The 23,435-nt window shown below is 70.4% G+C and carries 19 protein-coding genes and 1 pseudogene; 13 read left to right on the forward strand and 7 right to left on the reverse strand.

Features of this window, described 5'->3' with window-relative positions:
- Positions 1-116: 116 nt before the first annotated feature.
- Together QRO03_RS05120 and QRO03_RS05125 are read right to left on the reverse strand one after the other, a co-directional pair.
- Positions 117-1,085 carry a serine hydrolase gene (locus QRO03_RS05120; RefSeq protein ID WP_285136454.1) on the reverse strand — a complete coding sequence of 323 codons (969 nt, stop codon included), beginning with the start codon at positions 1,083-1,085 and terminating at the stop codon, positions 117-119.
- Between the two features lie 42 nt (positions 1,086-1,127).
- Positions 1,128-3,110, reverse strand: coding sequence for a M13 family metallopeptidase (locus QRO03_RS05125; RefSeq protein WP_285136455.1), 1,983 nt, complete (start codon positions 3,108-3,110; stop codon positions 1,128-1,130).
- Positions 3,111-3,203: 93 nt separating this feature from the next.
- Here QRO03_RS05125 and QRO03_RS05130 point away from each other — a divergent pair, with 93 nt between their 5' ends.
- A complete protein-coding gene (locus QRO03_RS05130) occupies positions 3,204-4,532 on the forward strand; it encodes an MATE family efflux transporter (protein WP_285136456.1) in 1,329 nt (442 codons plus the stop codon).
- Positions 4,533-4,622: 90 nt separating this feature from the next.
- Here QRO03_RS05130 and QRO03_RS05135 read toward each other — a convergent pair whose 3' ends face one another.
- Complete coding sequence (locus QRO03_RS05135; RefSeq protein ID WP_285136457.1) at positions 4,623-5,390, reverse strand: TrmH family RNA methyltransferase; 768 nt, start codon at positions 5,388-5,390, stop codon at positions 4,623-4,625.
- A 483-nt stretch (positions 5,391-5,873) separates the two neighbouring features.
- On the opposite strand from QRO03_RS05135, the gene QRO03_RS05140 reads away from it, so the two are divergent.
- The 4 genes and pseudogenes from QRO03_RS05140 to QRO03_RS05155 all read left to right on the forward strand — a co-directional run bounded on the left by QRO03_RS05140 (position 5,874) and on the right by QRO03_RS05155 (position 11,353).
- Positions 5,874-8,039 (forward strand): putative Ig domain-containing protein, encoded by a 2,166-nt coding sequence (locus QRO03_RS05140; RefSeq protein ID WP_285136458.1) that lies wholly within the window; start codon positions 5,874-5,876, stop codon positions 8,037-8,039.
- 307 nt (positions 8,040-8,346) lie between these two features.
- Positions 8,347-8,853, forward strand: a pseudogene (locus tag QRO03_RS05145) (Csu type fimbrial protein).
- Positions 8,854-9,292: 439 nt separating this feature from the next.
- The gene (locus tag QRO03_RS05150; protein WP_285136459.1) at positions 9,293-10,708 is read left to right on the forward strand and encodes an Nramp family divalent metal transporter; all 1,416 of its coding nucleotides are present in this window, start codon (positions 9,293-9,295) and stop codon (positions 10,706-10,708) included.
- 9 nt (positions 10,709-10,717) lie between these two features.
- Positions 10,718-11,353 (forward strand): metal-dependent transcriptional regulator, encoded by a 636-nt coding sequence (locus QRO03_RS05155; protein ID WP_285136460.1) that lies wholly within the window; start codon positions 10,718-10,720, stop codon positions 11,351-11,353.
- A gap of 26 nt (positions 11,354-11,379) precedes the next feature.
- Here the strand turns inward: QRO03_RS05155 and QRO03_RS05160 are convergent, their stop codons facing one another.
- Together QRO03_RS05160 and QRO03_RS05165 are read right to left on the reverse strand one after the other, a co-directional pair.
- Complete coding sequence (locus QRO03_RS05160; RefSeq protein WP_285136462.1) at positions 11,380-14,250, reverse strand: HAD-IC family P-type ATPase; 2,871 nt, start codon at positions 14,248-14,250, stop codon at positions 11,380-11,382.
- A gap of 42 nt (positions 14,251-14,292) precedes the next feature.
- A complete protein-coding gene (locus tag QRO03_RS05165) occupies positions 14,293-15,240 on the reverse strand; it encodes an SDR family NAD(P)-dependent oxidoreductase (protein ID WP_285136463.1) in 948 nt (315 codons plus the stop codon).
- Positions 15,241-15,428: 188 nt separating this feature from the next.
- Between QRO03_RS05165 and QRO03_RS05170 the strand changes: the two genes are divergently transcribed.
- From QRO03_RS05170 to QRO03_RS05180, 3 genes are all read left to right on the forward strand, one after another.
- Positions 15,429-15,599 (forward strand): CsbD family protein, encoded by a 171-nt coding sequence (locus QRO03_RS05170; RefSeq protein WP_055951934.1) that lies wholly within the window; start codon positions 15,429-15,431, stop codon positions 15,597-15,599.
- 98 nt (positions 15,600-15,697) lie between these two features.
- On the forward strand, positions 15,698-16,528 hold the full coding sequence (locus tag QRO03_RS05175; RefSeq protein WP_285136464.1) for an HAD-IIA family hydrolase: 831 nt from the start codon (positions 15,698-15,700) through the stop codon (positions 16,526-16,528).
- Positions 16,529-16,609: 81 nt separating this feature from the next.
- Positions 16,610-16,759: a hypothetical protein gene (locus QRO03_RS05180; RefSeq protein WP_285136465.1), complete on the forward strand. Its 150-nt coding sequence runs from the start codon at positions 16,610-16,612 to the stop codon at positions 16,757-16,759.
- A gap of 48 nt (positions 16,760-16,807) precedes the next feature.
- Here QRO03_RS05180 and pyrE read toward each other — a convergent pair whose 3' ends face one another.
- Positions 16,808-17,386: an orotate phosphoribosyltransferase gene (gene pyrE, locus QRO03_RS05185; RefSeq protein WP_285136466.1), complete on the reverse strand. Its 579-nt coding sequence runs from the start codon at positions 17,384-17,386 to the stop codon at positions 16,808-16,810.
- 83 nt (positions 17,387-17,469) lie between these two features.
- Here pyrE and QRO03_RS05190 point away from each other — a divergent pair, with 83 nt between their 5' ends.
- The 3 genes from QRO03_RS05190 (at position 17,470) to QRO03_RS05200 (ending at position 20,471) form a co-directional block, all read left to right on the forward strand.
- Entirely contained in the window at positions 17,470-18,315 is an 846-nt protein-coding gene (locus QRO03_RS05190; protein ID WP_285136467.1) for an exodeoxyribonuclease III, read from the forward strand.
- Positions 18,316-18,730: 415 nt separating this feature from the next.
- Entirely contained in the window at positions 18,731-19,156 is a 426-nt protein-coding gene (locus QRO03_RS05195) for a YciI family protein (RefSeq protein WP_285136468.1), read from the forward strand.
- 73 nt (positions 19,157-19,229) lie between these two features.
- Complete coding sequence (locus tag QRO03_RS05200) at positions 19,230-20,471, forward strand: RNA polymerase sigma factor (protein WP_285136469.1); 1,242 nt, start codon at positions 19,230-19,232, stop codon at positions 20,469-20,471.
- A gap of 171 nt (positions 20,472-20,642) precedes the next feature.
- Here the strand turns inward: QRO03_RS05200 and QRO03_RS05205 are convergent, their stop codons facing one another.
- Positions 20,643-21,215, reverse strand: a complete 573-nt coding sequence (locus tag QRO03_RS05205) for an NADPH-dependent FMN reductase (protein ID WP_285136470.1) — start codon at positions 21,213-21,215, stop codon at positions 20,643-20,645.
- Positions 21,216-21,356: 141 nt separating this feature from the next.
- On the opposite strand from QRO03_RS05205, the gene QRO03_RS05210 reads away from it, so the two are divergent.
- Together QRO03_RS05210 and QRO03_RS05215 are read left to right on the forward strand one after the other, a co-directional pair.
- A complete protein-coding gene (locus QRO03_RS05210; RefSeq protein WP_285136471.1) occupies positions 21,357-22,616 on the forward strand; it encodes a sensor histidine kinase in 1,260 nt (419 codons plus the stop codon).
- A gap of 31 nt (positions 22,617-22,647) precedes the next feature.
- Entirely contained in the window at positions 22,648-23,274 is a 627-nt protein-coding gene (locus QRO03_RS05215; protein WP_502883012.1) for a response regulator, read from the forward strand.
- Positions 23,275-23,435 lie beyond the last annotated feature (161 nt).

Raw genomic sequence — 23,435 nt, forward strand, 5'->3', positions numbered from 1 at the left:
GGGGGGGGGGGGGGGGGGGGGGGGGGGGGGGGGGGGGGGGGGGGGGGGGGGGGGGCACGTACGCAAGGGATGGGCGCCTCCCGCGATCGGACCGGCGGAGTCCACCCGACCCGCCGTCAGTACACGTACTCCATGAGTTCGACGCCGAGCACGCGGAAGGCGTCGTGCGCACGGAGTCGGTGCGCGATGGTGAGGTCGTCGAAGTTGACGATCAGTGCGTAGGCGACCCCCGCGCGGGGACCGCCGAGAACACCCGCCTCGGCGCGCACCCCCGCCGCGCGGCCGGTCTTGTTGACGAACAGCAGCCCGTGCTGATCATTCTCGTGCGCGAAGGGGTCGAGCCCGGTGGCGGATGCCACGAGCGAGAGGTCGTGGTTCAGGCTCAGCCACTCCGCGACCTGCGCGCTCACCCCGGGCGAGACGACTGTCGAGTTCACCAGCCCCGCGAACACCTGGGCCATCTCGCGCGCGGTGGAGAGGGCGAGGTGGGGTGCGTCGTCGGGGCCGCGGTCGTCGCGGAACCGGTCGAGCAGGGCGGTGCGACGCAGTCCCAGCTGCTCGATCCGCGCGCGCACGGACTGCAGGCCCACCCGGTGCAGCAGCGCGTTGACGGCGAGAGCGTCGCCCGACGACGCCGCGAGCATCGCGACGTCGACCAGCGGCAGCGCCGGCGCCTTCAGGTGCTGCCACACGCCCCCGTGCGCGGCGCCCTGCACGGCTGCGCGATCGAGGATCTCGAGCGGATCGATGCGACCGTCCTCGAAGGACGCCGCCACCTCGACCAGCAGGGGCACGACCCCCAGCCCGCCGACCGGCAGGGTGACGAAGTCGTCGCCCGCGAGCACCTCGGCTCCCCCGTCGAGGTCGTCGATGCGCACCGAGACCTGAGCGCCCGAGGCGGCCAATTCGTCGAGCGCGCGCAAGGTCGCCGTGAACGAACGCCTCCCCGCCGCCGCGCGTCGCGGCAGGCGTTTGGGACCCTTGCGGCCTGCGCCGCGGAGGGCCGGGGCGTCGCGTCGCGACGACGCCACCGGCCCGCCGGCGGGATCGGGCAGGGCGGGCTCGGGAACCGGGGGCATGCCCACGAGCGTGGCTCCTTCCGCGTCAGGAAGACAACAAACGCGGCCTCACCAAATGGTGACGCGCTGGTCGGCGTCCAGCCACAGCGCGTCACCCTCGGTGACGTCGAAGGCCGCGTAGAACGCGTCGATGTTACGCACGATCTGATTGCACCGGAACTCGTTCGGCGAGTGCGGGTCGATGGTGAGAAGGCGGATGGTCTCGGCATCCCGGCCCTTCTGCTGCCAGATCTGCGCCCAGCTCAGCAGCAGGCGCTGGATCCCCGTGTAGCCGTCGACCACGGGCCCGTCACCCTCGGGCTCACCCTGCTCGGCGAGGAAGATGCGGTATGCGGCGATCGCGATGCCCAGGCCACCCAGGTCGCCGATGTTCTCACCGATCGTGAGCTCCCCGTTGACGTGGTGCTCGGCGCCGAGGCCCTGCGGCACGAGCGCCTCGTACTGGGCGACGAGGGCCTTCGTGCGCTCCTCGAAGGCCGCGCGGTCGGCATCCGTCCACCAGTCGCGAAGCGACCCGTCGGCGTCGAACCGGCTGCCCTGATCGTCGAAGCCGTGCCCGATCTCGTGGCCGATGACCGCACCGATACCGCCGTAGTTGGCGGCGGCGTCGCGGTCGGCGTCGAAGAACGGGTACTGCAGGATCGCCGCGGGGAACACGATCTCGTTCATGAGCGGGTTGTAGTACGCGTTGACCGTCTGGGGGGTCATGTACCACTCGTCGCGGTCGATCGGCTGGCCGACTTTCGCGAGCTGGCGGTCGTGCTCCCACACGTGCGCGCGGCGGACGTTGCCGACCAGGTCGGTCGGGTCGACCTCGACGTCGGAGTAGTCCTTCCACCGCACCGGGTAGCCGATCTTGGGCACGAAGGTGTCGAGCTTGGCCAGCGCGCGCTCGCGGGTCTCGTCGGTCATCCACTCGAGGTTCTGGATCGAGCGGCGGTACGCCTCGATCAGGTCGGCGACGAGGCCGTCCATGGCATCCTTCGCCGCGGGCTTGAAGTGCCGCTCGACGTAGACCTTGCCGATCGCCTCTCCCAGCGCCGCCTCCACCAGGCTCACGCCGCGCTTCCACCGCTCGCGGTTGACGGGGACGCCGGTGAGCTGCGTGCCGTAGAACGCGAAGTTCTCGGCCACGAACTCGTCGGAGAGGAAGGCCGCCGCCGCATGCACGATCTTGAAGCGCAGCCACGCCTTCCAGTCCTCGAGGCGCTCCTCGACGAGCAGCCCGCCGAGGGACTCGACGAAGCTCGGCTGGTACACGACCACCTCTGCGAACGCGTCCTCGTGGCCCGGTGCCACCCCCGCCCGCCAGGGCTCGAGGTCGACGCCCGAGAGCGCCACGACGTCGTCCCACGACTTCAGGTTGTAGGTCTTCACCGAGTCGCGACTGTCTTCACGCGACCAGTGGGCGGAGGCGATCTCGGCCTCGAGGGCGAAGACGCGATCGGCGGATGCCGCGGCCTCGCCGACACCGGCGAGCTCGAGGATGCGCGCGATGTGCCCGCGGTACGCCTCACGGGTCTCGGCGAAGTTGTCGAGGCGGTAGTAGCTCTCGTCGGGCAGCGAGATGCCGCCCTGGTAGATCACGGGGACGTAGCGCGTGGGGTCGCCCGGGTCGGGCTCGACGAAGAGGGTGAGCAGGCCGCTGATGCCGTCGCGTTCCAGCTCGCCCACGAGCCGGAGGAAGGAGGGGATGCCATCGACTCCGTCGACGCGCTCGAGCTGGCCGGTCACCGGCCGACCGCCCTGCTGCTCGATGCGCGCGGTGTCCATGAAGCTCGCGAACAGGTCGCCGATCTTGCGGGCCTCGGTGCCCGGCTCGGCGTCCTGGGACTCTTGGACGATCGTGCGGACGTCGGCCTCCGCCTGCTCGGCGATGAGGTGGAACGAGCCCCAGCGGGCCTTGTCGTCGGGGATCTCGGTGCGCTCCAGCCAGCGGCCGTTCACGTGCCGGAACAGGTCGTCCTGGGGGCGGATCTCGTCACTGAGCTCGTCGAGCGCGAGACCGGAGGAGCGGGGGATGTCGGTCATGCAGACAGGATAAAGGCCGGTTCTCTGTGCCGGCTCCGAACCCGCGGCGGGTGAGTCCGGATCGGTGTCGGAGGTGCGTCCTAGGCTCGACGGGTGACGACTTCGCCGCCCGAGACACTGAACCGCTCCATCCTGCGGCTCGCTGTTCCGGCGCTCGGCGCGCTCATCGCCGAGCCGCTGTTCCTCATCGTCGACGCCGCGATGATCGGCCACCTGGGCGTCGCTCCGCTGGCGGGCCTCGGTATCGCCGGGGCGGTGCTGCACACGATCGTGGGGCTCATGGTGTTCCTCGCCTACGCCACCACCCCGGCCGTCGCCCGGCGGTTCGGTGCCGGCGAACCGGGTCGTGCCGTGTCGGTGGGTATCGACGGCATGTGGTTGGCGCTCGCGCTCGGCGCGGTGCTCGCCGCGGTGGGGTCGATCCTCTCGCCGTTGGTCGTCGACGTGTTCGGCGCTGCGCCCGACGTGGCCGAGAACGCCCGCACGTACCTGACGATCTCGATGTGGGGCCTCCCGGCGATGCTGGTCGTGTTCGCCGCGACCGGCCTGCTGCGCGGCATGCAGAACACCGTCACCCCCCTGTGGATCGCGGGTCTCGGCTTCGGGGCGAACGCGGCGTTGAACGCCCTGTTCATCTACGGCTTCGGGTGGGGCATCGCCGGCTCCGCCGTGGGCACGGTCGCGGCCCAGTGGGGCATGGTGGGTGCCTACGTGCTGGTCGTGCGGCGCCTCGCGCGTCTGCACGCGGCATCCGTCCGACCCCAGCGCGACGGTCTCGGGGGCACCGTGCGATCGGGCGGGTGGCTGTTCCTCCGCACGGTGAGCCTGCGCGCCGCCTTCCTCGCGACCGTCGCCGTGGCGACCGGTCTCGGTTCGGCCGAGCTGGCGGGCTGGCAGATCGCCTTCACCATCTTCTCGACGGCCGCCTTCGCGCTCGACGCCCTGGCGATCGCCGCTCAGGCGCTTATCGGGCGGGCGCTCGGCGCCGGCGACACCGAGACGGTCGGGCGCGTCCTCGCGCGCACGAGCGCGTGGGGCGTCTGGTTCGGCGTGGCGGTCGGAGCCGTGGTCGCGGCGTCGTCGGGCGTGCTCGGTCTCGTCTTCACGGGCGATGCCGAGATCGCCGCGCTCATCCAGCCGGCGCTGCTCGTGCTCGCGGTGTCGCAGCCGCTCGCGGCGTTCGTCTTCGTGCTCGACGGCGTGCTCATCGGCGCCGGTGACGCGCGCTACCTCGCGCTCGCCGGCGTGCTGAACCTCGTGCCCTACGTGCCCGCGCTCGTGCTCGTCGGCGTCTTCGCCGGAGGCGGCGCGGCGGGGCTCGCCTGGGTGGCCGCGGCGTTCTTCGGCGTCTACATGCTCGCGCGGGCGCTCACGCTGGGCCTGCGGGTGCGCGGGAGGGCCTGGATGACGGCCGGCGGCTGAGTCTTCGCGCGACCGCGGTCCTCGAGAGCCGGGCCCTCGCCGCGATCTCCAGCCGAGGCCCCGACGCAGCCGGGCGGTCCTCGCCGCGGCTCACGCCCAGCGGCGGCACCACTCGTACATGATCACGGCCGCCGCAGACGCCGCGTTGATCGAGCGCGTCGATCCGTACTGCGTGATCTCGACCACCCCCGAGGCCGTGGCGATCGCCTCGGGCGACAGTCCCGGACCCTCCTGCCCGAACAACAACACGCAGGCCTCGGGCAGATCCGCCCGGTCGACGGGCACCGATCCCTCGACGTTGTCCACGGCGATCACGGGCAGACCCGCCTCGCGCGCCCAGGCGACGAAGGCCGCGACGTCCTCGTGGTGACGCACGTGCTGATAGCGGTCGGTCACCATCGCGCCGCGACGGTTCCAGCGGCGCTTGCCCACGATGTGCACTTCGGCGGCCAGGAAGGCGTTGGCGCTGCGCACGATGGACCCGATGTTGAGGTCGTGCTGCCAGTTCTCGATGGCGACGTGGAACGGATGCCGCTGGGCATCGAGGTCGGCGACGATCGCCTCCATCGTCCAGTACCGGTACGCATCGACGACGTTGCGGGTGTCGCCGTTCGCGAGCAGTTCGGGGTCGTAACGCGGATCGTCCGGCCAGTCACCCGCCCAGGGGCCGACGCCGTGCGTCACGCCGGCTGCCGGTCCGTCGCCCGCCCCGGGACCCGCCGATGTCCGCGCGGCTCGCGGCGACTCATTCGCGACATCCGTCGGGTCGGCATCGCCCGCGGCGCCGGATGCCGGCGTGGTCCTGTCGGCATCGCCCGCGGCGCCGGATGCCGGCGTGGTCTGGTCGGCATCCGTCATCGCTTCATGCTATCCGCGCGCCGTGCGGCGCCCGGGGTGCGAAAGGGTCAGGTGGGGTTCCGCACCGATTCAAGATTCGCACGGGGGTTTTGCACCCTGACGATCCCCGAGAATCCGTTACCTCGTCGACGGGCGCCAGCCTGGTGCAAAACCGATCGGTTCTGCACCACGGACGAACCCGTCGGCGTTTCGGCGGAGGCCCCTCTGTCGGGACGATCCCGGGACGGGTCTGCCGGGACGCTCCCGATAATTGAAGAGTGCGGATCCGGGTTCTCTGAGCGTCCCGGTAAGCGATCCTCTTACGAGACGCGCTGTGGCTAGCTCCGCGCCTACTTTCGTCTGCCGGGTATCGCTGTCCGGTTCCGGTCATGGCCGCTAGAGGGCGTTGCAGGGTGGCCGATGGCGTGTCACGGTCGCGGAGCGACCGTCGACGAGAACGCTCTTACGGTCGGCTGTGTTTTGCTGCCCGGAAAGGACCCCGTCGTGACTTCGCCCGCACTCTCCCCCTCCTCTTGGAGCGTCCCATCCGCGACCGAGTCGCCCTCCGGTATCCGCCGGCGTCTCGCGTGGCCGGTAAGGCGCAGGAAGACCGGAACGTGGGCCGCTCTCACGGTCGTCGCCGCTCTGTTTGCGGGGACCACAGCTCCACTGGTCGCGGCAGCCGAACCGGCGGCCCCTGCTCGCGCTTCCACCGGGATCATCGCCTGGGGCGACAAGAGCTTCGGGCAGGCCACCGTCCCGGCCGGACTCACCGATGTCACCGCCATCGCCGGCGGATCCGACCACAGCCTTGCGCTGAAAGGCGACGGCACCGTCACCGCCTGGGGAGCAAACGGCGCCGGGCAGGCCACCGTCCCGGCCGGACTCACCGGCGTCACCGCCATCTCCGCCGGCGGCACTCACAGCCTTGCGCTGAAAGGCGACGGCACTGTCACCGCCTGGGGAGACAACGAATTCGGGCAGGCCACCGTTCCGGCCGGACTCACCGGCGTCACCGCCATCGCCGGCGGCTACTCCCACAGCCTTGCGCTGAAAGGCGACGGCACCGTCACCGCCTGGGGAGACAACGGCTACGGGCAGGCCACCGTTCCGGCCGACCTCACCGGCGTCATCGCCATCTCCGCCGGCGGCACCCACAGCCTTGCGCTGAAAGGCGACGGCACCGTCATCGCCTGGGGAGACAACGAATTCGGGCAGGCCACCGTCCCGGCCGACCTCACCGGCGTCACCGCCATCTCCGCCGGCTACTCCCACAACCTTGTGCTGAAAGGCGACGGCACCGTCACCGCCTGGGGAGACAACGGCTACGGGCGGGCCACCGTTCCGGCCGACCTCACCGGCGTCACCGCCATCTCCGCCGGCGGCTTTCACAGCGTCGCGCTGAAGAGCGACGGCACTGTCACCGTCTGGGGAGACGACCGCTTCGGGCAGTCCCCCGCTCCGGCCGGCCTCACCGGCGTCACCGCCATCGCCGCCGGCTTCTACTTCAACCTCGCGCTCGGGGCACAGCCGGTGTTCACGGCCGACGCACCCCCGGCGACCGCGGCCATCGGTGACGCTTTCACCTACACCTTCGCCACTGACCGCAGCGCAGCGACGTTCGCTGTCGCGTCCGGGACTCTTCCGGACGGGTTGACTCTCACTTCCGGTGGCGTGCTCTCCGGCATCCCCACCACCGAAGGCGCGTCCACTTTCACCGTCTCCGCGACCAACAGCTTCGGGAACACTGTCGGCACCTCCCACACCATCACCATCACACCCGCGCCTGTCGCTCCCACCATCACCGGCAACCCCACCGGCGCGACAGTCGGAGCCGCATACGACTTCACCTACACCGTCACCGGCACCCCGACCCCGAGCGTCACCGTCCAGTCCGGCACGCTCCCTCCGGGCCTCGCCCTCGATGAGGCGGGCCGCCTGACCGGCACGCCGACCACGGCCGCCACGTTCACGTTCACCGTGCAGGCAGTGAGCATGGCCGGAACGGCAACGACCACGAGCACGATCACCGTCGCCCCCGCGCCTGTCGCTCCGACTCTCTCCGGTGTCGCCGCTGCCGGTGTCGTCGGCTCCGCCTTTGACTACACCTACACCGTCACCGGCACCCCGACCCCGGAGGTGACCCTCGCCTCCGGCACCCTGCCGCCGGGCCTGACCCTGGACAAGACCGGGCGCCTGAGCGGCACCCCAACCCAGGCCGGCACCTACAAGTTCACCGTCGCGGCGACCAACAGCGCCGGGAGGGCGACCGCGGACAGCACCCTCACCATCTCCTCGAGGGCCGTCACGACGAAGGCCGACCTCAGCGTCGACATCGCCGCACCGACCACCGCGGCGAAGGGGAAGACCTACGTCTACTCGGTGACCACGAAGAACGCCGGACCGGCGACCTCGAGCAGCGTCTACACGAAGGTGATCCTGCCGCCGAACACGCAGTTCGTGTCCGCGACCGGGAAGTACACCCGCATCGGAAACCTCGTCATCTTCCAACGCTCCACCCTCACCAAGGCACAGACCGTGATCGACAAGGTCACTGTGAAGGCCACCGGTACCGGGAAGGGAACCGCCCTGGCGACCACGTTCTCGGTGAAGACGCCGGACCCGGCTGTCCGCAACAACACCGACACCACCACCACGACCGTGCGCTGACCCGCAGCACGCGACGGAGGCGGGCAGACCCACGGGGCTGCCCGCCTCCGCCATCCACCGTCGACGGTGGTGCAAAACCGATCGGTTTCGCACCACCCTTGGCTCAGCTTGTCTGCTCGTTTCCGACCTGCGCAGCTACCATCCCCATTCAGGCGAACAGTGCGGCAACGCTCTGGTTCTGTTGCGAGACACCGTATCAAGGGCGTGAAGTGGTCAACACTTTTGCGTTTTCTGTAGCGTCCTGCTGGGTTTTGCGGGTTCGTTGAATTGCTTCGCGTCGCGAAGCTTCCGACCCGAACGGATCTATATGTCACGTCGTCCTGTTGCAGCCGCTGGCGCGACCCTTCTTCTCGTCACCGGCCTCGCCTTCCCAACGCCAGCTTTCGCGGCCCAGACCAGCAGCGCGTTCGGCGCGAGCGCCACTGTCGCGGCATCCGCAAGTGTTTCCGCGAGCTCGCTCTCTTTCGGTAACTACACCGGATTGCAGCTGGATTCGACGAGCCAGATCACCGTCACGGCTACGAACGGCACGACCTACTCGGTCGGCATCAGCAGCGGGACTAACTCGCTCGGTTCGACAACCACCCGCAGGACGGACGGACCCAGCATCAACGGAACCACTCAATATCTCAACTAAGCGCTCTATCGAGACAGCGCACGGACGAGCAACTGGGGTACCACTCCCACTGACAACGTGTCCGGCACGGGCACGGGAGCTGCTCAGCTGTTCACCGTCTACTGTCGCATCCCCGCCAACCAGACCTCCTCTGTCGGCGACTACCGCGATCTTCTGACGGCCATCGTCACCTACTGAGGTGCGCAGCCGCTGGTACGCGCTCACCCTGGGTGTCGCGACCATCATTGTCGTCGGCGCGATCGCAACAGTGATGTGGTCGAGCGGGTCAGCGCCGACCCCCGACATCGGACAGGACGCGGCGAGTAAGACCGCGAGGGCCACCAGGCGCGCCTTGCCGGGGTTGGCCTCCACGAGAACTGCCAGGCCTTCCATGTGGTGATCGGAGGGCCGCTCGACGCCGAAGATCGTGTGCGCGAAAGGTCGTCATCGCGGTTTCCTCGCGAACGAAATCGAGAACCGTTGAGCGGTGGGGCCGAAGCTCGGCGGGGTGCCGGGGTGCGCAGTAGGCGTAGGTGGAATCCGCGTCGGCGGGGTTCTGTGCGGGCGGGTCGAGGCAGTTCGCGTGAGTGCCGGCCACCCACTTTTCGGCTTACCGAAATCCTGATAACTTTTCGGCATGCCGAAAACCACGGATGCCGTCGACCGACGCCACGCGCCGGGGCGCGCCCTGTGGCTCCTCGGCCCCGCGATGGTCGCCGGCGTCGCGTACCTCGACCCGGGCAACGTCGCGAGCAACATGACCGCGGGCGCCGCGTTCGGCTATCTGCTGGTGTGGGTCGTCGTGCTCGGCAACGTCATGGCCTGGTTGATCCAATACCTCTCGGCCAAGCTCGGCATCGTCACGGGCGAGAGCCTGCCGCAGGTGCTCGGCCGCCGCATCCGCCGACCGTGGGCTCGACGCGCGTACTGGCTGCAGGCCGAACTCGTCGCGATGGCCACCGACGTCGCCGAGGTCATCGGCGGGGCAGTCGCCCTGTATCTGCTCTTCGGCGTGCCCCTTCTCTGGGGTGGCGCGATCACGGGGGTCGTGTCGATGGCGCTGCTGCTCGTGCAGACGCGTCGGGGGGCGCGAGCCTTCGAGACGGTGCTGATCGGCCTGCTCGTCATCATCGCGGTGGGCTTCTCGTTCGGCCTCTTCTTCGCCCCGCCCGCGCCCGACGGCGTCATCGGCGGACTCGTCCCGCGCTTCGAGGGCACGGAATCGGTGCTGCTCGCGGCATCCATCCTCGGCGCGACGATCATGCCGCACGCTATCTACGCGCACTCGGCACTGGCGCGCGACCGGTTCGCTCCCGCGGACGGCACCGACACCATCACGACGTCGGCGCCCTCGGTCGTCGCCGCCTCGCGATCGTCGACGGATGCCACCCCGTCGGCCGCCCACGCATCACGCGTCGACGCCACCCCGATGCGGCCCGCGACGGACACCGACACGACGGATGCCGCGCACTCCCGCCTCGAGGACGCCCGCGGCATCTCCACCCCGCGCCTCCTGCGCGCGACCCGCTGGGATGTCACGATCGCCCTCGCCGTCGCCGGCACGGTCAATCTCGCGATCCTGCTCCTGGCCGCGGCGAACCTCGCGGGGGTCGACGGCACCGACAGCCTCGAGGGCGCCTACGCCGCGCTTCGCGACGGCCTCGGTCCCGCCGTCGCGACGCTCTTCGCCGTGGGCCTGCTCGCCAGCGGCCTGGCCTCGACCTCCGTCGGCGCATACGCGGGGGCCGAGATCATGCACGGACTGCTGCGCGCGCGCATCCCCCTCGTTGTGCGTCGGCTCGTCACGCTCGTCCCCGCCCTCGTCATCCTCGCCCTGGGCGTCGACCCGACCCTCGCGCTCGTGCTCAGCCAGGTGGTGCTGTCGTTCGGCATCCCGTTCGCGCTCGTCCCCCTCGTCGTGCTCACGGCCCGTGGCACGGTGCTCGGCGCCTACCGCAACCGCATCCTGACGACGGTCGCCGGGGTGGTGGCATCCGCGTTCCTCATCACCCTGAACGTCGTGCTCCTGTGGCTGGTGTTCACCGGCGGATAGGCTGACGGCGTGGAATCGCCCGTATCCGACGACTACCTCAAGGCGATCTACCACCACACCGAGTGGCAGGACACGCCGATCACGCCCTCGCAGCTCGCGGGCGTGCTGGGCCTCGCCCCCTCGAGCGTGACCGAGATGGTGAAGAAGCTCGCTGCGCAAGGTCTCGTGACGCATCGCCCGTACGGGCCCGTGTCACTGACCCCGGCGGGCGCCCGTCGCGCGGCCGGTGTCATCCGTCGGCACCGACTCATCGAGACGTGGCTCGTGCGCGAGTTCGACTACGCGTGGGACGAGGTGCACGACGAAGCCGAGGTCCTCGAGCACGCGCTGAGCGAGCGCCTGCTCGAGGGGATCGACGAGCGCCTCGGGCGACCCCGGTTCGACCCGCACGGCGACGCGATCCCGGATGCCGATGGCGTGGTGCACCGCGAACCCTTCGTGCTGCTCACCGAGGCGCCCCCGGGCCACGCCGGACGCGTGCTGCGGGTGAGCGATCGCGACCCCGAGTTGCTGCGCGCCCTCGTCGAACGCCGCATCGACGTGGGGCATGAGCTCGAGGTCGTGTCCGAGGAGGTCGTCCGCGCGGACGGCATCGAGGTGGCCCTCCCCGCAGGGGCGGGCGGGTCGGTCTGGCTGACGGCCTGACACGGGTCGCCGTGCGCGGCCCGTCGCTAGACGGAGGGCGCCGACGCGCCCCGGGCGGCGCTCGCGGGACCGAACCAGCGCCGCGAGCGCCCGGGCACCCAGATCGCGACGATCACGGCCACCGCTGCCAGGAGCGCGACCGAGAGCACCGGGTCGAGTTCGGTGAGGACCATGGCCACCGCCTGCAGGACGGCGAGCAGTCCCAGGTAGGCGGTGAGCAGGTTGCGCGCGAGCACACTGCCGCGCGCGAGCGCGGATCCGCCGGCGACGGTGAGCAGCCCGAGAAGCACGGTCGCCGCGCCGACGAGGGACGTGGAGAGCACGAGGTCGTCCGGCACCTCGTAGCGGGCGAGCAGCACGACGATCCCCAGCGCGGTGTTGATGAGGCCGCCGACGTACACGAGGACGATCGCCGCCGAGACGACCGTGGGCCGACGGCGCGGTACCGCCGCCGCCATCTCGGAGGACGCATCCTGTCGACGACCGGCGTGGGCGACGAGCGAGCGCCGCACGAAGCGGCGGTGGGCGAAACGGACGACCTCGATCGCACCGATGGCCACGACGACGACCACCGTGATGAGCACCGCGCCGTCTTCGCCCGGGTCCTGCAGCTGGAAGAACTCGCCCAGTGCGGGCACCGTGAAGATCGCGGTCAGGGCGATGAACATCGCACCGATGACGAGCACCTTCACGCGCGTCACCGGCCGTGACAGCACGGTGAGCACCCAGATCGCCACGATCGCGAGGATGATCGTCGCCCCGGTGCGCAGTTGCTCGACGCTCAGACCCATGCCCATCGCGAGGCGCGTGTAAAGGGTGAGCGAGACGGCGATGACGAGCCCGGCCGGTATGGCGAAACTCAACGACCGCGCGAGGAACCCCGGCACGTAGCGCTGCGTGTTCGGCAGCAGCGCCAGGAAGAACGCGGGGATGCCGATGGTCAGGCCGTCGGTGATCGACAGCTGCCGCGGGAGGAAGGGGAACTCCATCACCAGCGCGCCGAAGAGCACGGCGAGGCCGGTCGCGTAGACGGTCTTCGTCAGGAAGAGCATCGAGACGCGTTCGATGTTCGCGATGACCTGGCGCCCTTCGGCCACCACCGAGGGCAGATGCGAGAAGCGTCCGTCGAGCAGCACGAGGCGCGCGACGGCCTTGGTGGCCGCGGCCCCCGAGTTCATGGCGATGCCGATGTCGGCCGTCTTGATGGCCAGGGCATCGTTGACCCCGTCGCCCGTCATGGCCACGACATGACCGCGCGCTTGGAGGGCGGTGACCATTCGTCTCTTCTGATCGGGCGTGACGCGGCCGAAGACGGTGTGCTGCTCGAGCACGCGTCCGAGCTCGGCGTCATCCTCGGGCAGGCGCCGGGCGTCGTAACCCTCGTCGACCTCGAGTCCCACCTCGCGGGCGATCGCCGCCACCGTGCGGGGGTTGTCGCCCGAGATGACGCGAACTCCCACGCCCTGCTCGCGGAAGTAGGCCAGCGCCTCAGCCGCGTCGGGTCGCACGGCCTCGACGAACGTGAGCACGGCGACGGCGACCGGAGCCCCGGGCAAGCGCTCCTGCTCGACGTCGATGTCGTCGAGGGCGGTGGCGGTGCGCCCGAGCACGAGCGTGCGACGGCCCGACGACGCCAGCCGCGTGACGGCGGCTCCCAGATCGGTGCCCGCGTCGGCCGCGAGATCGCCGAAGACCATCTCGGGTGCGCCGAGGATCCACGTACCCCCGGATGCGAACGACACCGCGCTCCACTTGCGCGCCGACGAGAACGGGATGCGCCGCACCGCCTCGACCGGCTCGTCGAGGGGGAACGGCTCGCGCAGGCACTTCGCGGTGGCGTTCGCGTCGGCCGCGGCGCCGTACCAGGCGAGGGCCGCGCGCCATCCGTCGCTCTCTTCGAGGGACAGCACGTCGTCGAAGCGGATCTCGCCGGCGGTGAGCGTGCCGGTCTTGTCGAGGCAGATGACGTCGACGCGGGCGAGACCCTCGACCGCGGGCAGTTCGTTGACGAGCACCTTCTGTCCCGCCAGTCGCGCGGCGCCGACGGCGAAGGCGATCGAGGTCATCAGCACGAGTCCGAGCGGGATCATCGCCGTCAGCGACGCGATCGTGTTGACCACCGCCTGCTGCCAGGTGCCCTGCTGCCACGCCTGCACCCAGCCGCCGGCGACCATCATCTGCGCGTTGAGCACCAGCAGCCCGATGGGGCCGATCCCCCACCCGACCCATCGCAGCACGCGGTCGATCGAGGTCCGTAGCTCGCTCGAGACGAGCTGGAAGCGCTTCGCCTCGGCGGCGAAGGTGTTCGCGTACGACTCGGAGCCCACGCGCACGACCCGGGCCGTGCCCTCGCCGGCGACGACGATCGAGCCCGACAGCGCTTCGTCGTCGGGACGCTTGTCGACGGCATCCGATTCGCCGGTCAACATCGATTCATCGATCTGCAGCCCCCGCGAGTCGACCACGACCGCATCGGCGGGCACCTGATCGCCCGCGCGCAGCACGAGCAGATCGTCTCGGACCACCTCGGGAGGCGCGATCTCGGCGTCGACGCCCTCGCGACGCACGCGGGCGCGGGGGGCGTTCAGCAGGGCGAGACGGTCCAGTGCCGCCTTCGCGCGGAACTCCTGCACGCACCCGATCACCGCGTTCGACAGCGCCGCCACGCCGAACAGGGCGTCCTGCCAGCGCCCGAGCAGCAGCAGCACGAGGAAGCACGCCGCGACGATGGCGTTGAAGAGCGTGAAGACGTTGGCCCGCACGATGTTCCACGCGCTGCGACTGCTGTCGGCGGTGAACGCGTTCGTCTGCCCGGCGGCGACCCGTTCGGCGACGTCGGCGGCGCTCAGGCCGCGGACATCGGCGGAATCGATGCTGTCGGCCGTCGCCTGGTCCATGCGATCACTGTAGGGCTCAGCGCCGACATCGACAGGGCGGGATCAGGATGCCGCGCGTCGGGCCCGATCGAAGGGCCAGCGCACGTGGGTCGCGGTCTCGCACGCCCGCCAGAGCTCGGCCCCGAGTTCGCTGCGACGGGTGCGTCGCGCCGGGGTGGCCACGCGCGGCTCGCCCCGGGCGACGAGCGCGGGGCCGTACATCTCGCCTCCCTCGGCGAGGGGGTCGACCACCGCGCGCACGAGCGCCCAGGCGCCCTGCTCCTTCGACTGCGTGATCGGCGCCTGCAGGTTGTCGAGGAAACGGGTGAGCCGGCTCGGCTCGTTGACGCCGCGCACCCCCCGGGTGCGTCCGCTCGTGGAGTAGCCGGGGTGCGCCACCAGGCTCTGCACCGGAACGCCGTGGGCGCGCAGGCGCTTGTCCGCCTCGAGCGCGAGCGCCGTGGTCGCCGCCTTCGACTGCACGTAGGCGCGCCACGGCGTGTAGCCGTCGTGGAGCTCGGGATCGGTGGGCAGGTGTTTCCAGATCGAGGTCGACATGCTGCCCACCCACACCATCCGCCCGCCGGCGGCGGCGAGGGGCTTGAGCAGCTCGCCCGCGAGCGCGAAGTGACCGAGCACGTTGGTCGCGAACACCAGTTCGTGACCGCCCACGGTCTCGCGCTGCTTCGGCGGGTGCACGACGCCGGCGTTCAAGAGGAGGCCGTCGAGTCGGCCCCGCGCACGGGCTGTCGCCGCAGCCGCCCGCACCGACCCCATGTTGCTGGTGTCGAGCAGCAGCGTCTCGATCGCGGCATCCGGATGCGATCGCTTCACCGCCGACTTCGCCGCGGCGAGACGGTTCGGGTTGCGACCGGTGAGCAGCACGCGGGCCCCTGCGGCGGCCAGCTGCTCACTGGCGAAATACCCGAGCCCCCGCGTGGCGCCGGTGACGAGGTACGACCGCCCCGACAGGTCGGGGAGGTTCTGAGGATCCCACTCGGTGCGCGCCACCCTACGACCCTAACGAGATCGGCCGCCGCCGTCACGGGTCCATTCCGTTTACGGCATATCGCTGCCCGAGAAAGTTTTTCGAACCGATGCGTGACGAATCGGCGACTCCGCGCGTCTCCTTCATGAGCACCCGCTCCGTCGCGACGAGACCTCTCGCCGACGCCGACATTTCGAGAAGGAGTCAGATCATGGGTCTGGACGACAAGATCAAGAACGCCGCTCAGGACATCGTGGGCAAGGCGAAGGAAACCATCGGCAACGCCACCGACAACGACAAGCTCGTCGCCGAGGGCAAGGCCGACCAGGTGAAGGCGGACGCCAAGAAGGCCGGCGAGAACGTCAAGGACACCTTCAAGTAAGGCGTCTTCTCCACGGACCGGCGGGTCACGGCTTTCCAGCCGGGCCCGCCCTCGTTCGTTCCCGGAGAGTGTCGGAGGCCGGGGATAGGCTGGGCCCCATGCGGACGCGTGGCGACATCGAGTGCTGGCTCACCGACATGGACGGCGTTCTCGTCCACGAGAACACGCCCATCGCGGGGGCGTCCGAACTGCTCGCGCAGTGGCGCGCCGAGGGCACGCCGTTCCTCGTGCTGACGAACAACTCGATCTTCACGCCGCGCGACCTCAGCGCGCGGCTGCGGGCATCCGGCCTCGACGTCCCCGAGGCGTCCATCTGGACCTCGGCGCTGGCGACCGCCGACTTCCTGAAGTCGCAGATGCCGGGCGGTTCCGCGTTCGTCATCGGCGAGGCGGGGCTGACCACGGCCCTCCACGAGGCCGGCTTCATCATGACCGAGACCACTCCCGATTACGTCGTCGTGGGCGAGACGCGCAACTACTCGTTCGAGGCCATCACGAAGGCCATCCGCTTCATCCGCGGCGGTGCGCGCTTCATCGCCACGAATCCGGATGCCACCGGCCCCTCGACCGAGGGAGTGCTCCCCGCGACGGGCGCGATCGCCGCGCTCATCACCAAAGCGACCGGCAAAGAGCCCTATATCGTCGGCAAGCCCAATCCGATGATGTTCCGCTCGGCCCTCAACCGCATCGGCGCACACAGCGAGAACACCGGCATGATCGGCGACCGCATGGACACCGACATCGTCGCCGGCATCGAGGCGGGCCTGCACACGGTGCTGGTGCTCACCGGCATCAGCGACCAGCGCGAGATCGAGCGCTACCCCTTCCGGCCCGACGAGATCCTCGGCTCCGTCGCCGAACTGGTACGCGCCGAGCCCTTCGAGACCGAACTCGCCGACGGCGAGGAAGGCCTCGAGGCGGGTCTCTGAGCTCCGGCGCCCGCGTTCGGACGACGTTCGCGCTCCGGGCGGGCTTGACGGGTACCGAGCGACGTCGGCGAGGATGAGGATATGGACGATCGCACGCTGTGGCTGATCACGGCCTTCCTCATCACCGCCGGCACGCTCGTGGCGTTCATCGTGCAGTGGCGGCGCTCGCGCCGCGGCGGCGGCGGGCGTGATCCCTTCGACGGCCCCGGGCCGGACGACGAGGCGCGCTGACGCGGGAGCGGCGCACCGTTCACCTGGACGGCGAAGGCTTCGACCCCGTTACTGCGGAGCGAGCCCGAGGTCGTCGAGATCGATGGATGCCAGCCACTGCAGGCCCTCGGCCTCGATGGCGGCCTGCGCACCGGTCTTGCGGTCGACGATCACCGCGACGGCGACGACCTCGGCGCCCTCGCGGCGAAGCGCCTCGACGGCCTTGAGCGCCGACTGCCCCGTGGTCGAGGTGTCCTCGACGACGACGACCCGCTTGCCCGCGACGTCGGCGCCCTCGACCTGGCGGCCGCGACCGTGGTCCTTGGGCTCCTTGCGCACGACGAACGCGTCGAGTGGACGACCGGCGTGCACCGACTCGTGCATCACCGCGTTGGCGATGGGGTCGGCACCGAGGGTGAGCCCACCGACGGCGACGACGCCGTCGAGGTCCTTCACCAGGTCGAGCACGAGCCGACCGATGGCCGGGGCCGCGCGGTGATCGAGCGTGAGCTTGCGCATGTCGACGTAGTACGTCGCCTTCTTGCCGCTCGAGAGGGTGAAGTCGCCGTGGAACACCGCCTCGTCGTTGATGAGGCGGATGAGCGCCTGACGGTCGGCTTCGAGCTCGGGAGTGGAGGCTGCGGTCACGGCCCCGAGTTTAGTGCTCCGTGCGGATGACGCCCGAGTCGCTCTGCGCAGCGATGTCGGTGGCCGAAAGTAGGCTGGATGCCATGCGCCTGGCCACCTGGAACGTCAACTCCATCCGCGCCCGCGTCACCCGCACCGTCGAGTTCTGCGTGCGTGAGCACATCGACGTGCTGGCGATGCAGGAGATCAAGTGCAAGACGGAGCAGTTCCCGTACGCCGCGTTCGAGGAAGCCGGCTATCACGTCGCCGCACACGGGCTGAACCAGTGGAACGGCGTCGCCATCGCCAGCCGCGAACCGCTCGAAGACGTCGAGATCGGCTTCCCCGGCATGCCCGGATTCGAGAAGGGCAAAGAGGGCCCCGACCTCCCGCAGGAGGCCCGTGCGATCGGTGCGACCGTGAACGGCGTGCGCGTCTGGAGCCTCTACGTCCCCAATGGTCGCGGCCTCGACGACCCGCACTACGCCTACAAGCTCGACTGGCTCGACACGCTCCGCGAATACGCCGCCACCACGCTCGCCGCCGACCCGAACCTCCCGCTCGCGCTCACCGGCGACTTCAACATCGCGCCGACGGATGCCGACAACGGCGACCCCACGGTCGTCGAGGGCGCGACCACCCACGTCTCGCCTCCCGAGCGCGCGGCGTTCGCCGCGTTCGAGACCGCCGGCCTCACCGACGTCGTGCGGCCGCTCATCCCGACGGGCTACACCTACTGGGACTACAAGCAGCTGCGTTTCCCCCGCAACGAGGGCCTGCGCATCGACTTCATCCTCGGCTCCCCCGCCTTCGCCGACGCCGTGCACGGCGCCGAGATCCACCGCAACGAACGCAAGGGCGAGGTGCCCAGCGACCACGTCCCCGTCGTCGCCGACCTCGACTTCTCGGCGGCGGACGAAGACGACGACCTGCCGATGATCTTCGGCTGACGCCGACGCAGCGGCATCGCCCGAGCCATCGCGGAATCGGAGATTCGCATCAGGATCGGATGCCGCGGGCCCAAGGATCCGATTCTGACGCGGTTCTCCGATTTCCGTGAGGCTGGGGGGCCGGCGCGCCCAGGCCGCATCGGCCAGTGGACCGAACCGATGGCATCCGGGGAGGCGTCTCAGAATCGGAGAATCGCACCGGAATCGGATGCCGCGAGCCCGGCGGTCCGACTTCGATGCGATTCTCCGATTCCGATGCGGGTCATCCGAGCCCGCCCAGCGCGCCGCACCCCCGGAAAGCCCGAGTCAGCGGCATCCGGAATCTTTCTTTCCGCGCCCTGTCGATTCCGCTCGCTGTCGTTCGACGCGATAGTAGGGGAACGGTTCCCCGGAGCACCGACGAGAGAAGACGACCATGAAGTACATGCTGATCATGCGCGGCACCGACGAGGCGTACGCGGAGTACAAGAAGATCCCGTTCGAGCAGGTCATCAACGAGATGGGCGCGTACAACGAGTCCATGGTCGACGCGGGGGTGCTCGTCGCCGGCGACGGCCTCGCCGAGGACATGAGCAAGAACTTCGTCGTCGAGTTCGGCGGCGAGGAGCCGGTCGTCACCGACGGCCCCTACGGCGAGACCCACGAGCTGTTCAACGGATTCTGGATCATCGAAGTGTCCGGCAAAGACGAGGCCGTCGAGTGGGCGCGGCGCGCGCCGCTCATCGCCGGCAACAAGCTCGAGGTGCGTCGGGTGACCGACGAGACCGACTTCGCGGCGTTCGCCGACAACGAGTACATCCAGAAGGAGGAGGGCTGGCGCGAGGAGCAGTCCTCGCGGTGACCCCGACACCTTCCCGCGGCGGAGCTTCCCGCGGGGGAGCCTCCCGCGGTCGCGCGGGCGGGAAGCCCGCGTCGTGACCCCCGACCCCGATCTCTCGCGACGCGTCGCGGCGATCTGGCGCATCGAAGGCGCCCGGATCGTCGCGACGCTCGCGCGCGTGGTCGGCGATCTCGCCACCGCCGAGGATCTGGCGCAGGATGCCGTCGCCGAGGCGCTGGCGAAGTGGCCGCGCCACGGCGTGCCGAACAACCCGGGCGCGTGGCTCACGGCGGTGGCCAAGCGCCGCGCGATCGACGACTGGCGACGCGCGCAGAACCTGAGCGAGAAGTACCGACTCATGGGTGCAGACCTCGAAGAGATCTCGGATGCCGAGTGGCAGCCGATCGACGACGACGTGCTGCGCCTGGTGTTCGCCGCCTGCCACCCGGTCCTCGCGCGCGAGGCGCAGGTCGCCCTCACGCTCAAGGTCGTCGGGGGTCTCGACACCGAGGCGATCGCGCGCCTCTTCCTCGTACCCGTGCCCACCATGCAGCAGCGCATCGTGCGGGCGAAGAAGGCGCTGAGCGCGGCGCGGGTTCCGTTCGCCGTCCCCGAGCCCGCGGAATGGCCGGCGCGGTTGACCGGCGTCCTGAGCGTCATCTACCTCGTCTTCACCGAGGGCTACCTGGCGAGCACGGGCGATGCGGTGCTGCGCAGTGAGCTGGCGCACGAGGCGGTGCGCCTGGGCCGTGTCGTGAACCGTCTCGTCCCGCGCGAGCCGGAAGCGCTCGGGCTGTCGGCGCTGATGGAGTTGCAGCTCGCGCGCTTCGCGGCCCGCGTGGACGCCGCGGGCGATGCCGTGCTCCTCGCCGACCAGGACCGCCGCCTGTGGGACCGCTCGGCCATCTCGCGGGGACGCGATCTGCTCGACCGCGCCGACGCGGTCGGCCGGGGTCGCGGCCCGTACCGACTGCAGGCGGCGATCGCGCTCTGCCACGCGCAGGCGGCGAGCGTGGAGACGACGGACTGGGAACGTATCGTGCTGCTGTACGAGATGCTCGGCCGGATCACGCCGAACCCGGTGGTCGAGCTCAACCGCGCGGTCGCCGTGTCGATGGCATCCGGTCCGTCCGACGCCCTCGCCCTCGTCGACGCCCTCGCCGATGCCGGCGCCTTGAAGGGGTCGCACCTCATCCCCTCGGTTCGCGGCGAACTGCTGTCGCGACTCGGGCGCACGGATGAGGCCCGCACGCAACTGCTCGCCGCCGCCGCCGCGACGCGCAACGAGCGGGAGGCCGCGCTCCTGCGGCGCAAAGCCGAGGCGCTGCCCCTCTAGCCCACCTCGCCCACGGCGTCAGGGGCGGCCGGCTTGACCCTCGGCTCGCAGAAGCTCCCGATGCTCGCAGATGCCCGCCGCGATTCTGCGAGGAACGCGCGCGTCTGCGAGGAAGCCGCCCCACGCGCGACGGCGGGGCCGAGGCGAACCCCGGCCCCGCCGTGAAGTGCGTCAGGCCGCGGGGACCTCGGCCGGCGCGGTGCGCGCGATGAGCGTGACGAGCGCCCCGATGATCGAGCGGAGGAACTCCGCGGTGCCCTCGTCAGTCACGGTGCCGTCTTCCTCGAACAGGCCGGGGGTCGACTGGATGTACCCCTCGGGCTGGCCCAGGACGAGGGCGTTGTAATGCAGCAGCACCGCGCGCAGGTGCTGCTGGCCGGCGGCGGTGGCGATACCGCCCTGCGACGTGCCCACGACGGCGGTGGGCTTGTCGTTGAACGATGCCTCGCCGTAGGGACGGGCCGACCAGTCGAGCGCGTTCTTCAGCACGCCGGGGATCGAACGGCTGTATTCGGGGGTCACGATGATGACGCCGTCGGCATCCTCGATCGCGGTCTTGAAGGTGGTCGCGACCTCGGGGAAGTTTCCGTCGTGGTCGGGCGAGTAGAAGGGGAGGTCCTTGATCGGGATCTCCGTGAGGGTGACGCCCTCGGGCGCGACCTTCTCGAGCGCCTTGGCGAGACGGCGGTTGATCGAGGTGCTGGAGATGCTGCCGACGATGTAGCCGATCGTGTACTCGGTCACGATGATCCTCTCTGGGATGACGGGGGCGAAGAGCCCGGATGCATTCACGTGCAAGCATCCGGGTCGAATCTGTATTCCCCGCCCTCTTGACTCCGCCCCGCGGGGGATGCAGGTGTCGGACGTCGGCTCTAGCGTGGAGGGATGCCACGCCTCACCCGCACCCAGCGACGGGGCGACGCCGTGCTCGCGCTCGTGCTGTTCCTCGGCGGTCTGCTGAGCGCCGTGCTGTCGTCGATCTCGGGCATCTACGGCGACCAGCAGGGCTCCCTCGCCGTCGCGCTCGGGTACGTCGCGATCCTCGCCGTCCCCATCGCCTTCCGGCGCAGATGGCCGTCGGCCACCGCCGTCATCGTGTCGGTGGCGTACTTCCTGGCCGTGACGTTCCGCATCCCCGAGCTGTACGCGGGCAACATCGCGATGTTCATCGCGCTATACACGGTCGGCGCCTGGGAGCAGAACCGGCGCCGCGCGACCATCGTGCGCGTGGCGATCATCGTCGGCATGTTCGCCTGGCTGTTCGTGGTGATGTTCCAAGACGCCACCCAGCCCGTCGACGCCGCCGTGGAGGGTGCCTTCTCGCGGGCGGGGGCGTTCTCGCCGTTCGTCGCCTACCAGCTGCTCATGCTCGGGGTGAACGCCCTGTTCTTCGGTGGCGCGTACTACTTCGGCGACCGGTCGCACCAGCAGATGCGCGAGCGCGCGGCCCTCGAGGAACGCACCGCCGAGCTCGAGGCCGAGCGCGAGGTGACCGCCGCCCAAGCCGTCGCCCTCGACCGCGTGCGCATCGCGCGCGAGCTGCACGACGTCGTCGCGCACCACGTGTCGCTGATGGGCGTGCAGGCGGGAGTCGCCCGCTCGCTCCTCGACCGCGATCCCGAGGCCGCCCGCGCGGTGCTCACCGGCATCGAGGGATCGGCGCGCACGTCGCTGCACGAGCTGCGGCACCTGCTCGAGACCCTCCGTGCGCCCGGGGCCGACAACGGCGCCGACACGGCGCCGACCACGCACGGGCTCACCTCCATCCGCGCCCTGTGCGACGAGGCGACGGCGGCGGGGCTCGCGACGACCTTCGCCGTCATCGGCGACCCGCCGCACGACCCGGCGCCCCTCGTGCAGGTGAACCTCTACCGCATCGCCCAGGAAGCCCTCACCAACGCCCGTCGTCACGCCGGGCCGGGCGCGACCGCCGACGTGCGTCTTCGATTCGATGCGGATGCCGTCGAACTCGAGGTGTCGAACACCGGCCGCGGCGGGTCGTCGACGCCGGGGCTCGGCCAGCTCGGCATGCGCGAGCGAGCCGCCGTCTCGGGCGGGACGATCGAGATCGGCCCCCGGGCTCGCGGCGGCTACCTCGTTCGCGTGCGGGTCCCGGCCACTCGGGCGGAGGCGACCCGTGTCTGAGCTGCGCGTGCTGCTGGTCGACGACCACGTGATGATGCGGGCGGGATTCCGCACCATCCTCTCGCTCGAAGACGACATCACGGTGGTCGGCGAAGCCGCGTCCGGCGTCGAGGCGATCGCGGCCGCGGCCGAACTGCGACCCGACGTGATCTGCATGGACGTGCAGATGCCCGACATGGACGGCCTCGAGGCCACCCGTCGACTCGCCGCCGACCCCTCCTCGAACGCGGCCGTGCTCATCGTGACGACCTTCGATCGCGACGACTACCTCTTCGACGCCCTCGCCGCCGGAGCGAGCGGATTCCTGCTCAAGAACGCCGGCCCGGAGGAGCTCGTCGCGGCGGTGCGCGTCGTGGGCGCCGGTGACGCGCTGCTCGCCCCCGAAGTCACGCGCCGGGTCATCGCGCGCTTTGCAGGCGGAGCGCCCGCGCCCACGGCATCCACTCCCTCGCCCCTGCTGCTGACGGAGCCGCTCACCGAGCGCGAGTCGGAAGTGCTGAAGCTGGTGGCCGAGGCGATGAGCAACGCCGAGATCGCCGCACGGCTGTTCATCGGCGAGGCGACGGTGAAGACGCACGTGTCGAACGTGCTGCAGAAGCTCGGTGCCCGCGATCGCGTGCAGGCCGTGGTGCTCGCGCACCGGCACGGGCTCGCCTGAGGCGGGTCCGAGGACCCGCGCCGGCGACGGGCCCGCCCGGCGGGCCGCTGCCCGTCCGCCACTCCGCACCCACGGGTCGGCCGGCACTCGGCGTGCCCACCACCGACCCGGGGCGTACGCAACTCCGGAGAACCGGCGCCGCACCCACCCACACGGCCACA

It is taken from the genome of Microbacterium sp. lyk4-40-TSB-66, assembly GCF_030209475.1.
Taxonomy (GTDB): domain Bacteria; phylum Actinomycetota; class Actinomycetes; order Actinomycetales; family Microbacteriaceae; genus Microbacterium.

Bases quoted from the DNA above. Each gene is read 5' to 3' on its own strand.
- QRO03_RS05125 (WP_285136455.1), bottom strand. From the start codon at position 3,110: ATGACCGACATCCCCCGCTCCTCCGGTCTCGCGCTCGACGAGCTCAGT.
- QRO03_RS05135 (WP_285136457.1), bottom strand. From the start codon at position 5,390: ATGACGGATGCCGACCAGACCACGCCGGCATCCGGCGCCGCGGGCGAT.
- QRO03_RS05150 (WP_285136459.1), top strand. From the start codon at position 9,293: ATGCCGAAAACCACGGATGCCGTCGACCGACGCCACGCGCCGGGGCGC.
- QRO03_RS05160 (WP_285136462.1), bottom strand. From the start codon at position 14,250: ATGGACCAGGCGACGGCCGACAGCATCGATTCCGCCGATGTCCGCGGC.
- QRO03_RS05170 (WP_055951934.1), top strand. From the start codon at position 15,429: ATGGGTCTGGACGACAAGATCAAGAACGCCGCTCAGGACATCGTGGGC.
- QRO03_RS05175 (WP_285136464.1), top strand. From the start codon at position 15,698: ATGCGGACGCGTGGCGACATCGAGTGCTGGCTCACCGACATGGACGGC.
- QRO03_RS05180 (WP_285136465.1), top strand. From the start codon at position 16,610: ATGGACGATCGCACGCTGTGGCTGATCACGGCCTTCCTCATCACCGCC.
- QRO03_RS05190 (WP_285136467.1), top strand. From the start codon at position 17,470: ATGCGCCTGGCCACCTGGAACGTCAACTCCATCCGCGCCCGCGTCACC.
- QRO03_RS05195 (WP_285136468.1), top strand. From the start codon at position 18,731: ATGAAGTACATGCTGATCATGCGCGGCACCGACGAGGCGTACGCGGAG.
- QRO03_RS05210 (WP_285136471.1), top strand. From the start codon at position 21,357: ATGCCACGCCTCACCCGCACCCAGCGACGGGGCGACGCCGTGCTCGCG.
- QRO03_RS05215 (WP_502883012.1), top strand. From the start codon at position 22,648: ATGATGCGGGCGGGATTCCGCACCATCCTCTCGCTCGAAGACGACATC.